General features: G+C 68.6%; 12 protein-coding genes and 2 pseudogenes. 8 read left to right on the top strand and 6 right to left on the bottom strand.

The window, feature by feature from the left end:
- From QH470_RS04020 to QH470_RS04005, 4 genes are all read left to right on the top strand, one after another.
- The coding region (locus QH470_RS04020) for a bifunctional MaoC family dehydratase N-terminal/OB-fold nucleic acid binding domain-containing protein (RefSeq protein WP_280270882.1) at positions 1 to 899 on the top strand (899 nt) is incomplete at its 5' end.
- Positions 896 to 1,336 carry a MaoC family dehydratase gene (locus tag QH470_RS04015; RefSeq protein WP_280270881.1) on the top strand — a complete coding sequence of 147 codons (441 nt, stop codon included), beginning with the start codon at positions 896 to 898 and terminating at the stop codon, positions 1,334 to 1,336. The genes QH470_RS04020 and QH470_RS04015, both read left to right, overlap by 4 nt.
- Positions 1,333 to 2,508 carry a lipid-transfer protein gene (locus QH470_RS04010; RefSeq protein WP_280270880.1) on the top strand — a complete coding sequence of 392 codons (1,176 nt, stop codon included), beginning with the start codon at positions 1,333 to 1,335 and terminating at the stop codon, positions 2,506 to 2,508. Before QH470_RS04015 ends, QH470_RS04010 begins: the two co-directional genes overlap by 4 nt.
- 90 nt (positions 2,509 to 2,598) lie before the next feature.
- Entirely contained in the window at positions 2,599 to 2,988 is a 390-nt protein-coding gene (locus QH470_RS04005; RefSeq protein ID WP_280270879.1) for a hypothetical protein, read from the top strand.
- A 92-nt stretch (positions 2,989 to 3,080) separates the two neighbouring features.
- Here the strand turns inward: QH470_RS04005 and QH470_RS04000 are convergent, their stop codons facing one another.
- The 4 genes and pseudogenes from QH470_RS04000 to QH470_RS03990 form a co-directional block, all read right to left on the bottom strand.
- Complete coding sequence (locus QH470_RS04000) at positions 3,081 to 4,571, bottom strand: SDR family NAD(P)-dependent oxidoreductase (protein ID WP_280270878.1); 1,491 nt, start codon at positions 4,569 to 4,571, stop codon at positions 3,081 to 3,083.
- A complete protein-coding gene (locus tag QH470_RS03995) occupies positions 4,564 to 5,736 on the bottom strand; it encodes an HAD-IIIC family phosphatase (RefSeq protein WP_280270877.1) in 1,173 nt (390 codons plus the stop codon). The genes QH470_RS04000 and QH470_RS03995 overlap by 8 nt, the downstream gene beginning before the upstream one ends.
- Positions 5,685 to 6,353 (bottom strand): annotated as a pseudogene (locus QH470_RS38085) (hypothetical protein); the annotation flags it as partial. The pseudogene QH470_RS38085 and the gene QH470_RS03995, both read right to left, overlap by 52 nt.
- A gap of 191 nt (positions 6,354 to 6,544) precedes the next feature.
- Entirely contained in the window at positions 6,545 to 7,975 is a 1,431-nt protein-coding gene (locus QH470_RS03990) for a thioester reductase domain-containing protein (RefSeq protein ID WP_280270876.1), read from the bottom strand.
- A gap of 226 nt (positions 7,976 to 8,201) precedes the next feature.
- Between QH470_RS03990 and QH470_RS03985 the strand changes: the two genes are divergently transcribed.
- Positions 8,202 to 9,353, top strand: a complete 1,152-nt coding sequence (locus tag QH470_RS03985; protein ID WP_280270875.1) for a class-II aminoacyl-tRNA synthetase family protein — start codon at positions 8,202 to 8,204, stop codon at positions 9,351 to 9,353.
- A gap of 69 nt (positions 9,354 to 9,422) precedes the next feature.
- On the opposite strand, the gene QH470_RS03980 is transcribed toward QH470_RS03985, so the two are convergent.
- Complete coding sequence (locus QH470_RS03980) at positions 9,423 to 9,758, bottom strand: nitroreductase family protein (RefSeq protein ID WP_280270874.1); 336 nt, start codon at positions 9,756 to 9,758, stop codon at positions 9,423 to 9,425.
- Between the two features lie 286 nt (positions 9,759 to 10,044).
- On the opposite strand from QH470_RS03980, the gene QH470_RS03975 reads away from it, so the two are divergent.
- Positions 10,045 to 10,236, top strand: coding sequence for a DUF397 domain-containing protein (locus QH470_RS03975; protein WP_280270873.1), 192 nt, complete (start codon positions 10,045 to 10,047; stop codon positions 10,234 to 10,236).
- 35 nt (positions 10,237 to 10,271) lie between these two features.
- Here the strand turns inward: QH470_RS03975 and QH470_RS03970 are convergent, their stop codons facing one another.
- Positions 10,272 to 10,535 (bottom strand): dihydrofolate reductase family protein, encoded by a 264-nt coding sequence (locus tag QH470_RS03970; protein WP_280270872.1) that lies wholly within the window; start codon positions 10,533 to 10,535, stop codon positions 10,272 to 10,274.
- On the opposite strand from QH470_RS03970, the pseudogene zapE reads away from it, so the two are divergent.
- Positions 10,526 to 11,566: pseudogene (zapE, locus tag QH470_RS03965) on the top strand (cell division protein ZapE). The gene QH470_RS03970 and the pseudogene zapE sit on opposite strands and share 10 nt — an antisense overlap.
- A 201-nt stretch (positions 11,567 to 11,767) precedes the next feature.
- Positions 11,768 to 12,610, top strand: a complete 843-nt coding sequence (locus QH470_RS03960; RefSeq protein WP_280270871.1) for a hypothetical protein — start codon at positions 11,768 to 11,770, stop codon at positions 12,608 to 12,610.
- Positions 12,611 to 12,625 lie beyond the last annotated feature (15 nt).

Here is a 12,625-nt window from a genome sequence, read left to right as displayed (position 1 = left end):
CGCCGCGGGGGGGGGGCGCCCCCCGCCCCCCCCCCCCCCCCGACCCGGTCAACCAGCCCATGATCAACAACTGGGTCGAGGCGATCGGCGACGCCAACCCGATCTACGTCGACGAGGCCGCCGCCAAGGCCGCCGGTCATCCGGGCATCGTCGCCCCTCCCGCCATGGCGCAGGTGTGGACGATGCCCGGGTTGCACGGCGCGCGCCCGGCCGACGACCCGATGAACGCGGTCAACGACCTGCTCGACGCCGCCGGGTACACCTCTGTGGTCGCCACCAACTGTGAGCAGACCTACCACCGGTATCTGACGGTCGGCGAACGGGTGCAGGCCCGGACCCGGCTGCGAGATCTGGTGGGGCCCAAGCGCACCGCGCTCGGTGAGGGCTGGTTCGCGACCTACATCCTGACCTGGTATGTCGGCGAGGAGCCGGTCACCGAGATGGCGTTCCGGATGTTGAAGTTCGCGCCAGGTACGGCGAAACCGGCTCAGCCGCAGGAGGATTTGAGCAAACGGTCCAGACCGACTGTCTCTCAGGACACCGAGTTCTTCTGGGCGGGAACAAAGGTCGGCGAGCTGCGGATCCAGCGACTGCCCGACGGCACGCTGCGCCATCCGCCCGTGCCCGCACTGTGGGCGGACAAGGACGCGCCGCCGGACTATGTGGTCGCTTCGGGCCGCGGCACGGTGTTCAGCTACGTCGTGCATCACGCGCCGAAAGTCCCTGGGCGCCAACTGCCTTACGTGGTGGCGCTGGTCGAACTCGAGGAGGGCGTGCGGGTGCTCGGCGAGCTGCGCGGCGTCGCCCCCGACGCGGTGCGGGTCGGGCAGCCGGTCGAGGTGGCATTCGAGCAACTCGACGAGGACAACACCGTGCCGTACTGGAAGGTGAGCGAATGACCGCGACGCTGGATCCGGGGACCGTGCAGGTCGGAACCACACTGCCCGAGCTGAGCATTCACGCCGACCCCACGTTCGTGATCAGTACGGCCCTGGCCACCAGGGATTTCCAGGACGTGCACCACGATCGGGACAAGGCCGTCGAGCGTGGCTCCAAGGACATCTTCGTCAACATCCTCACCGATACCGGACTGGTACAGCGGTTCGTCACCGACTGGGCCGGGCCGGGAGCGCTCGTGAAATCCCTCGCGCTGCGGCTGGGCGTACCGCTCTACGCGGGCGACACCCTCACCCTCACCGGCACCGTGACCGCGGTCGAGGGCGACGAGATCCACATCGAGGTGGTCGGCCGGGACAGCCTCGGCGATCACATCACGGCGAAAGCCGTTATCGCGGTGCGGGAGACGGCGACCCGCGACACACAGGAGCAGGCGTGAGCAATTCACTCAGCGGGAAAGCCGCCATCGTCGGCATCGGCGCGACCGACTTCTCCAAGGAGTCCGGGCGCAGCGAACTGCGGCTGGCGGCGGAGGCGGTCACGGCCGCCCTGCACGACGCCGGGTTGAAGCCCGCGGACGTGGACGGCCTGACCACCTTCACGATGGACACCAACACCCAGGCCGCGGTGGCGCGGGCGGCGGGCATCCCGAACCTGAAGTTCTTCAGCAACATTCCGTTCGGCGGCGGGGCCGCGTGCGCCACCGTGCAGCAGGCGGCCATGGCCGTGGCGACCGGAGTGGCCGACGTGGTCGTCGCCTACCGCGCCTTCAACGAGCGCTCGGGTCACCGATTCGGGCAGTTCGCCACCCACTTGGCGTCGGCCGCAACGTCTTCGGGTGTCGACGCCGCGTGGTCGTATCCCCAGGGCCTGGGTACCCCGGCCGCGCAGGTCGCCATGGTCGCCCGCCGGTACATGCACGTATACGGCGCGACGAGTGCGGATTTCGGCACCATCGCGGTGGCCGACCGCAAGCACGCCGCGGTGAATCCGGCAGCGCATTTCTACGGCAAGCCGATCACCCTGGAGGAGCACCAGAATTCGCGCTGGATCGCCGAGCCGCTGCACCTGCTGGACTGCTGCCAGGAGACCGACGGCGGCGTGGCGATCGTGGTCACCAGCGTCGAGCGGGCCCGCGACCTGCCGCAGCCCGCCGCCGTAATCGCCGCTGCCGCACAGGGTTCCGGCGCGGACCAATACGTCATGACCAGTTACTACCGCGACGCCATGACGGGCCTGCCCGAAATGGGCCTGGTCGGCGACCAACTCTGGTCCCAGAGCGGCCTACGCCCCGAAGACATGCAAGCCGCCATCCTCTACGACCACTTCACTCCCTTCGTCCTCATGCAACTCGAGGAACTCGGCTTCTGCCCCCGCGGCGAGGCAAAAGATTTCATCGCCGACGGCGCCATCGAACTCGGCGGCCGCCTCCCCCTCAACACCCACGGCGGCCAACTGGGCGAGGCCTACATCCACGGCATGAACGGCATCGCCGAAGCCGTCCGCCAAATCCGCGGAAGCTCGGTGAACCAGGTGGACGGACTACAAAATATCGCCGTCACCGCAGGCACAGGCGTACCGACCTCGGGTTTGGTCCTCACCGCCGCCTGACCCCGGCGACCGATCACCACACAGGCATAATTCCGAACGGTAAGGTGAGGCGCCGGACTACTCCGTTCGGCCACAGATACGGAGACCTGAATGGCAATCATGAAGTGGCGGACTATCGGTGCGGCGGTGTTCATAGCGGCTGCGGCGACCTTGGGGACGGTCGCGGCGGGGCCGGCGGTGGCGGAGCCGCAGAATTGCACGCTGGATCGGTCGTGGAGCGGTGCGACGGCCCATTGCGGCGGCGACGGGACCTACATCCTGGAGGTCGACTGTTTCGGCGTAAGCATCTCCGGCGGACAGCCCTTCGGCCCGTACTTCAAGTCCGTCACCGGCCACACCGACCCCGCCATGGACCCGATCTTCACCTCCCCGCGGCGCGACTGCATGAACCCGTTCACCCTCGGCCAAATCGGCATCGCCACCGACGCCCGCATCACCCAGGTACCAACCCGCCCCGCCCCTTCGAACGCCTACGAATAGCGCTCGGCCGACTCACCGTCCCACGCCACCGGCGGACCCACGAGTGCGCATGGAACCCAGCGGATCGTCCGTGGCGAGGCGACGTGTGGCGGTCACGTCAGGGTGGTGACGGTGTTGTTCGGTTTGTCTAGGACCCAGTTGGTTACCGTGGCGGCCACTTTTTCCGGGGGTGTGGCGTCGAGTTGTGCGGTGGGGCCGTCTACGAGGTGGGTGCGCATTTTCGGGGCGCGCATGATCAGGGCTCGAATGTTGTTGCGGGTGGCGAAATCTGTGGTGATGGTTTCGAGGGCGGTCTTGGTGGCGGCGTAGTGGCTCCAGCCGGGCGGGGTGTGGCTGACGGCCGTCGAGGAGGCGGCCATGAGCCAGCTGTCGTGGGTGTTGAGCAGGGTCCCGGCGACGGCGAGCGGGTTCAGGGCGAGGGCGAGGCTGGTGTGGATGAATTCGAGCTGGCTCGGAACGGCGGTGTGGTGCAGGTCGATCGCGCGCAGGGGCGGGGTGGCCAGCAGCGCGAGGCCGTCGAGCGCGCCCTCGTCGTGCAGCGGCCGGAGGGTGGTCCGCAGTTGTTCGATGTCGGTCGCGTCGCATTGCAGCGGCCGGATCCGGTCGGGGCCGAATTCGCGGGCGAGTTCGGTGACACGAGTGGCGCTGGCGCGGAACGTAACCCACACGGTCGCGCTCTGACTCGCGAGCGCGGCGGCGAGTGACGCTCCGAATCCCCGGCTCCCACCGATGAGGAGCACCCGGTGGCCGCGAAGACGGTCGCTGGGTGCCAGGTGATGGGCGAGGGAGGCCGCGGTGGGCGCCGGAACGGGCGAGCGGAGGAAGGCGCGCAGGTCCGCGCGGGCTCCGGCATAGGTGCCGCTCAGCGCGATCGCACCGGTGCGGTCATCGATGGTGTCGACGCGTAGTTCGCTGTGGCCCCAGGGTTTCGCGGCGGGGTGTCGTGTCAGTGTGAGGCGGCCGAAGAGTGCGTCGCGGCCCGGTGCCCGCATGCCGACCGCCCAGCTCGACCAGGCCAGCCAGTCCAGGAGCGTATCGGGCACGGAACCGGCGCCGAGCCGGTAGGCCAACGCGCGCAGGCGGGCGAGGTCCGGTCGAAAGTGCTCGGCCCATCGGCGATCCCGGAGTTGTGCGGCGGACCAGACCGGCGCCTGCTCCGCTACGGACTCCGGCTCTCCGGGGGCATCGCGTTCCGGAAACGTTTCGGGACCCGTCGTCAGTTCGACCGAGGTGGTGAGGGTGCCATGGCAGGTCACACGAAGCCGCAGACCACCGGCCGGGTCGTCGGCCGTGGTGACGCGATAGACGCTGTCGGGGTAAATCGGTTGGTGGAAGGCGGCTTTCAGCGACGTCGTACGGTCGAGGACCGTTCGGGGCAGCGTGCCGAGCGCGGTGATCACCACCAATGCCCCATGTGCGATGGGCTTTCCGTAAGGGCTGTGGTGCGCGAAGTCGTCGTCGAGATGGAGGGGATTGCGGTCGAGGCTTGCGCCGGCGAATGTTTCGAGGTCGTCGCGGCTCAGGCGGATGCCGTCGCGGCCCGGTGATCGTCGCGGCGGACTGCTCGTCTCGCGGTCAGCCACGGTGGCCGTCGCAGACGATGTGCGGTGTACCCAGGGACGGGCCCGCGGTGAGGTCGTAGTCGTAGATGCCGGTTTCCCCGTCGGCCGGGCAGGGCGTGAAACCGACGTCGCGGTACATGTCGCGCACCAGCGCGTTGCGGTCGGTGGGGACGTAGCGACCGCGCAGGGTGTGGCACCCGGCGGCGCGGGCGGCATCCGCGGCCGCGGCGAGCAGTAGCCGCTCGGCGGTCCGGCCGATCACCCGGCACGAGAGCAGCAGGGTGTCGATGTCGGCGACCGGACCCGACAGCGAGGCCACGACCACGCCCACGAGCCCGTGGTCGGCGAACCGGTCGCGCAATTCGAGGGTGCCGCACCACCATTCGGCATCGTCGGCGAGTTCGGTGAGTTCGGCCAGGGAGCGGCGGCGAGTCGTCAGATTGAACTGATTTGTCTTCTGCGTGAGCTGCGCGACGCGAGGCAGGTCGTCGGGCGTCGCACGGCGCACCGTGGCGGACATGTTCAGGCTGTCCAGGAACGATTCGAGCGTGTCGGCGGACTGCCGCGCCTGTTCGGCCCGATGGAGTCCGGCGTAGGACTGCGCGCGGGTGTCGTCGGCCGCCGTCGGCATCGGCGGGGTGAGGGTCGGCCGGTCGGCGAGCGCGCGAATGTACAGGGCAGGTTGCGACGGCAGGGCGATGACGTCGACCTCGGGCAGGGCCCGACTCACCTCGGCGCATTCGGCCGGATTGTCGTCGACGAAGGCGAGGCTGCGCGGGTGCAGGCGGAGCTGTGCCGCGATGTCGCGGAGCTGCTCGGATTTGGGCCGCCAGTCCGCCACGACGGCCGCGAAATCGTTGCGCCGCAAGCGCATTCCGGGCACTCGTTCGAACGCATCGGCTACCAGGTCCGCGTCGTTCTTGCTCGCGACCGCCAGAATGATGCCGCGGCGGCGCAAGCCGAGCAGGTAGTCCTGGAACCGGGCGAAGTCCTCGCCGTCCCGGCCCGCGCCGACCGAGACGCCGTCGAAGCCCGCCTCGCCCAGTACGCCACCCCACAGCGTGTTGTCCAGGTCGACGACCAGGCAGCGGCGGGTGACCCGAGGTCGGCGGCGAGCAGTCCGGCGATGGCGCCGGCGAGGGCCGGGAGTGCGTCGAAGGAGACCGGCTGCCGCAGGGTCGTCCACAAGCGGGGGTCGGACCAGGCGCGGCGGCCGAACGTGGCCGCCAGCCGGGCAGCGTCCAGGAACAGCACCTCGCCGTGCCCGTTGTCGAGTAGTCCGGCGTTGATTCGGCCCACGACGGTCTCCGGTCCGTCGGGCAGCCTGTTGCTGAGCTGGCCCCAGGCGTCGTCGCCGGGCGGGACGAACAATTGCTGCACGACCCGGCAGCCGAGGGATTGCCTGGCATGCTCCCAGCAGACGCTCCAGCGTTTGACCGCGGTGGCGACCTTGTCGTCCGGACTGCTCGGCGCGCACAGCTCGAGATCGTCGGATGTTCCCGACAGCAGCACATACTCGGGGCGGTGCTCTCGCAGCGCGGTCGACGGGCGCAGCAGTTCCTGCTCGACCGTTCCGAAAGGCGCCTGATGCACCCGCAGGTCCAGCCCGACAGCCAAGCCGGCCACCGGCAGGAACCCGCACAGGAAGTCTTGGGTGCAGGTGCTCAGAACGGCCAATCGCACGGTGCGCGTGGCGAATTCGGCCGCAGCGTCCGGCTCGCGGCGCAACCGGTCCGCCGCGGTTCGCCACAGTGCCGGATCGTGATCGGCGCGCAGCGCGGCGACGAGTTCGGGCCAGGCCATCGTGTTGCCGTGCACGGTCACCGCGCCGAATCGTGGGCGGCGCGGCCTCGCGTCGGCCCGAGCGGGCCGTGGAGATCCGGCGGAGTGGGCACAGTCGCCTCCTGATGGGTTGTGGGGCATGAGAGGTCGAGCCACCTGATGACAGGCAGAGCCGGGTCAGTGCGAAAGAGCCTGCGGCCGCGGGTGTCTCGTCACGCTACGGGTGTGGGCCGGGGTTCGCCGGCGGGCACCTGCGCCACCGCGTCGGCGAAGGCACCCAACTCGGGGCCGATCAGCATGAGTTCCGCGGGCAGCTTGCAGCCGAAGACGGACTCGACCTTGGTGAACAGCCACACGTGCGACAGCGAATCCCATTGCTCGACCTGCTCGGGGCGAGTGGCGAGACCGTTGACCGGCGGCACGCCGATGACCTCGGTGAAGGCAGCGAGAAGTGGTGCGACGACATCGATGTCGGGACCGCCTGCGCCGGTCTCGAGGGCGGGCGACTCCATGGGCGCCGGGTGTCGGCTCGGCGCGGGCGCGGGAAGGAAGCCCGTCGCTCGCAGTTGCCGCAGATAGCGATCCAGCAGTTCCGCGCCCACCGGCGGATAGCGCAGGCCGGTCCGGGCCAGCGCGGCCGTGGTGTGTGGTGTGGAGATCTGCGGTGTCCCACCCCAGATGCGGTCGGCCATGCTCGACAACAGTCGTGGCATGGGGTCGCCGCCAGGTCGGCTGCCGAGTTCCTGCAGAGCGGCGTGCCAGTGGTCGGACGGGACGAGTTCGACCGGCCATCCGCCGCGCCGGAGCGCCTCGGCCAGTTCGGCCACGCGCACCGGATTCGGGTGGGACAGATGGAAAGTGGACCCGGCCGCCGCTTCGGTGGAGGCCAGGGCGAGGACAGCGGAGGCCGCGAAATCGACCGGCGTGAGGCTGATCGGCAACGGCGTGTCCGGCAACATCCCGACCGCCAGGCTCGCGCGCAACAGCTGCCAGAGGTCATCGGCGCCCGGCTGCGCGACGCCGCTGCGGCTGTCGCCGCTCACTCGGTCCAACCGATGCACCGTCACCGGGAGACCTCGGCTCGCGGCCTGCCAGGCCGCGGCTTCGGCGGCGTGCTTGGTCCGCCCGTATCCGGACCGCGGCGCGAAACAGCCTGTGGCCGCGGTCTTCTCGTCGACCACTCCGGCGCCGGGCCCGAATACCTCGACCGTCGAGATGAGGTGTGTGGCGGCCCCGCGCCGCTGGGCCATGCGCAACACCTCCCGGGTACCGGAGACGTTCGCCGCCGCCAGCCGCTCGGCGGGCATCACGAGGTTGACCTGCGCCCCGGCGTGTACGACGGCGTCGATCCGGTCGGCCAGATCGTCGAAGACAGCCTCCGGCATCCCCAGCTCCGGTCGGGTGAGGTCGCCGGCTATCGGGCGAATCCGGTCCGGATCCGCGAGGCCCAGGCCGTAACCGTCGAATGCGGTCCGGATTCGGGCTTCGACTGCTCGGTCACTATCGCCGCGACTCACGCAATAGATGACGGCGTCCGTGTGATCCAAAAGGCCGCGCAGCAGAAATGAACCGACGAAACCGGTCGAGCCGGTGAGGAGGACGTTGGTCCAGGGCAGCCGACTCGAAAAGGGGGCGGGTTCCATGGCGCGAAAATCTACCACCGGCTATCTGCATGGGCAAACTTCGGGTTAATGTCATACTGGTGTCGCTACGGACCTCAAAATACGTGGCGTACAGCAATATTCGGGTGCTTAATCTGGACAACCGACCGGAGTGTTGGTTTAGCGGAAAACGCTGGCAAATATCTCCGACAGTCTCGCCGACAGCGCCTCGCGACGGCGATCGAATTCATGAAGAAAGGTAGTTCTCGTGGTAGAAGCCGTGTGGTCTCGGCCCCCGCTCGATACGCCCGATGCCCGCAAGGATTTCATCGACCTGATCGCATTGTGTGAACTTCCGGAGAAATCTTGCCGAATACAGGTTGATACCGGGCAGACCGTGATCACCTTCGCCGACGGGGACGGCCGGGCTCGGCGGCATGCCGAGGAACTGCTGGATCGGGCGTACGAACTCGCCGCCGCGGAACGCCCGAAACAACCCACGGTCCTGCTCGACCTCCTCGACGCGACCCCGCCCGCCCGCGCCGGTGGCCGGGACCAGTTCATCTCGCTCCGGCCCGGCCTGTGGGCGGGGCGGGCGGCGCTGGCCGAACTGCTGCGACGGCTGGACTCGCTGTTCCTCGGCCTCGCGCTGGAGCAGGGGGCGGAAGAGTACGCGGCACCGCATCTCATTCCGTGGACGTCGCTGCAGCGCGCCGGGTACGTGGCGGCCTTCCCGCAGCACATCAGCGCCTGCTACAGCGTCCGCCCGAGCCTGGATGACGTCGACACCCTCGGCGCCACAACGGATCTGACAGTCGCGGACACGTTGCTGGAGCCCGGCGGACTGTGTCTGTCACCCGCCGCCTGCTACCACCTCTATCCGATGTTCGCCGACACCATCGTCGAACCCGGCCGGCTGATGACCGTCATGGCGCACTGCAGCAGGCGGGAGCTGAAATGGACGCCGCAGCCCATCCGGTTCCACTCGTTCCGGATGCGGGAACTGGTGTTCGTCGGTTCCCGCGCGCACACGCTGGCCTTCCGCGATCGGCAGCTCGAACTGTGCCAGGATCTGGCGCGGCGCATGGACCTGCCCTGCCGCGTCGTCACCGCCACCGATCCGTTCTTCACCTCCAGCAGGCAGCCTCGGATCAAACTGCAGAACACTCTCGACCTGAAACACGAACTCCTCGCCCGCGACGCCGACGGGAACGACTTCGCCGTCACCTCGGTCAATTTCCACTTCGACCACATCGGCCGGGCATTCAACATGCTCAGCGACGGCTCGCCCGCCCAAAGTTCCTGCCTCGCTTTCGGTCTCGATCGTTGGGCGCACTGGATCCTCTCGCACTGCGGACCCGACCCCGAGAACTGGCCCGAGCCGCTGCGCGACCCGGCACCCAGCTTCGTGTACTCCTGACGCGACACTGATCATGTCGGGGTAGCGGCCCGGTCCCGAACTGGGAGCCGGGCCGCTGCTACATGACCGCTACGCGGCGTAGCGCTCGATGAAGACATTGCGTTCCCGGCTTCTGCGGCCGGGATGTCTTGGGGCAGTGGCGGAATGGCCGATCGTCACGATGACCGCGATGGCCAGGTGGTCCCGGCCCTCGATGCCGATCGCGCGTTTGACCAGGTCGGGATTCCAGCCGTTCATCGGGGCGGATGCCAGGCCGAGCGAGGCGGCGGCGAGCATGGTGTAGGTGGCGGCGATCATGGCGTTCTTCACCGCGTTCTCGCGGAGTAGACCGCGGTCACGCAGGTCGTGGTATTCGGCGCGGCTGTCGAACAGGGCGGTGAACTCGGAATCACCCCCTTGGGCCACAGCCTGCGCACCCCCATATCGGCCCTCCGCGAGTGGATCGAATCCAACATCAACCACATCGAATCCGCGCGGGCGCGCGCAGAGCAGGCTTGATTCGAGTCCCTCCCGGAGGCGTTGGATGGGATCGAAGTGGCATGGCTAGGAGATACCGTGAGGAAGAAGCGGATGTCCGGCGGTATCGCAGTGCTGCTGCGACGATCCAGCGTGTAGCGCTGGACGCGGTGGCTAGCCGGGCTCTGCTGCGGAAGGTACGGAAGGACTTGGCACAGTGAACGATGATCGCCTAGTGGGTGTGCAGTGGGTCAAGAGCACTCGCAGCGCCGGAAATTCGGAATGTGTAGAGGTCGCGTTCCTCGACGGTGGCGCGGTCGGCGTCCGTGACTCCAAGAATCTGGGCGGGCCCGCGCTGGTGTTCGCGCCGGGCGAGTGGGATGCCTTCGTGGTGGGTGCTACGGACGGTCAGTTCGATCTGGCGTAGGTCGAGGTTGTCGACTCGCGTATGGGACTGCGCTGTCAGTGTTGGGGCAGTACTCGGTAGATGATCTCCACCGCGCCGCCGTCCAGCGGTCTGGAACTTTCGAATTCCAAAGCGGTTCGGGGGTTGAGGGATTCGGTCAGGCGGGTGCCGTTGCCTACGAAGAACGGCAGGATTACGAGTTCTAGTTTGCCGAGGGCGCGGTAGGTCTCGATGGTGGCGGGGCCGCCGATGAGGTGGACGTCGCCGCCGCGGTTGGCGGCGCGGATCTTCTCGAGTAGGGCCAGTGTGGATGTGGTCACCTTCGGCCCCTTTATGCCCGCCGTTCCTCTACAAGTGTAGAGGTGGCAAGGCGGATGGATGTGGACGGCGAACTCGTGCTCGATGCCGCGCAGCGGCCGCCGCGGCGCGGTTGGCGGAGGTGGGTGCGCGGGTCGGACGGCGATGGCGTCGGCCTCGGGGTATCTATCTGCGCGGCCGACCCGGGCGCGGCAAGACCATGCTGATGGATCGCTTCTTCGCGGAAGTGAATGCAAACCGTAAGCGCCGCTATCACTTTCACGGATTCTTCACCGGATTGCATGCCGCCGTGGCCGAATTCGGCACGATCGAGCGGACTGTGGACGCCGTGCTGGCCGACGCCGAACTGGTCTGCTTCGACTAGTTCCACGTGCACGACATCGGGGATGCCATGCTCGTCGCGCGACTGCTCGACACGCTGTTCGCCCGAAACACCGTCCTCGTGGTGACGTCGAATTACGCCCCGGACGAGTTGTTGCCGAATCCGCTGTTCCACGAACGGTTTCTGCCGACCATCGAGCGGATTCACGCGCACTTGGACGTGGTGACCGTCGACGGGCCGCGGGACTATCGCGAGTTCGGCGGGCGGCGAACGGGTTTCGCGGCGGGACGCTACCTCGTCGCTACCGCACCGTCCGAGGCCTCAGGGCCGGGCCTGGCTCCGCACGGCAGTACCGCGATCCCGATAGCGCACCGGCAACTACTTGTACGCCTCGCCGAAAACGATTGTCTGATAGCCGATTTCGCCGAACTCTGCGGCGCCCCGCTATCGGCATCGGACTTTCTCGAACTCACCACGCGATACCACCACTGGACCTTGTGCGGCGTCCCGGAATTGCGCACGGTCGCCACGGACCACGTCACCCGCTTCGTGAATCTGGTCGACATCCTCTACGACGCTGATTTCCCGCTCACCGTCCACGCCGCGGCGGCCCTGCCCGACCTCACCCGGGACGTCCCGCACGTGCCGGACCTGGCTCGGATCGCCAGCCGGCTGAGCGAGTTGCCGGTCGGCGAGCGGACGGCAGCATAAGGGCCGCCTCGTCGGTAAACCTTTGTGTGGCAGATAAATTGCCGATCGGAAGAATTGTGGGTTCTCACAATTTTTCCCCGATTCGACTTCCCGCGCGTGGGATGAACGGAATTCCGTTACGCCGGGTTCTTCATTTCCGTCCTGACGGACCATTCGGCATGTAACGATGTGCCTGTTTGTGCAGTACCGAGGTTCTGGGAGATGCCCGTGGGCGTGGTGGGATCGGCGATACCGCGCGCGATCGGGCTGGTCGCGTTGCTGGCGATGGCCGTCCTCGCGCTGCGCGGATTCGTGCCCGGCGCCGGTGGCCCGCACGCGGTGTCGCCGCCCTCGGCGGTCGCCGTCGCGCTGATGCCGGTGCTGTCGCTGGTCTCGGTGGTGATCCTGCTGGCCGGCGTGATCACCAGCCAGCATCGGCTGCCGCTGGCCGTGCCGGACGCGGAGCGCGATACCGAGCGGCAGCCGTGGCAATTGCGCCGTTTCGGCCTGATGATGCTGGTCGGCCTGGCCGTGCTCGCGCTGTTCGCGGCGCTGGCGTGGCTGGTGTATCTGCTGTCCGGTGGTCCGGGCACGGAGGTGCGGCCGCAGCCGTCCGCCGCGCGCCCCACTCCGACGGCCCCCGTGGAGACTCCGCCGCCGACGCCGCAGCCGTTCTCGGGAACCCCGGAACTCAGTAGCCGCGCGATGGTGTTCGTCGGTGGCGCGGCGGTCGCGCTGGTCGCGACGGCGGTCATCGGTCTGGTGGTGGTCGCCATCGGCACTCGTCGCCGTGCGGCGGCGCGGGGGGGCCCGGGGGGGGCGCAGGGCGCCGGGGGCCCGGGGGGGGGGGGCCCCGGGGGCGGCGGTGGGCGCGCCCCCGGGGGGGGGGGGGCGGGCCGCCGTTCCCGGCCTCATAGCGGCGGTGTGGCGGGGGGCGGGGGCCGCGCGCCCGGCCCCCCCCCCGGCGGCGAGGCCCATCTCGGCCACGTCGGCCAGCGAGACCGGCGGCTCCGCGGCCTTCGGAAGCCGATTCAATCCGGCAGGCGCACAACCCCGTCCATGTAGCGGTGGCAGCGGCCG

This window comes from Nocardia wallacei, assembly GCF_029868745.1.
GTDB lineage: Bacteria > Actinomycetota > Actinomycetes > Mycobacteriales > Mycobacteriaceae > Nocardia > Nocardia wallacei_B.
Note: the sequence above shows the minus strand (reverse complement) of the source record. Positions and strands in the feature narration are given on the sequence as shown.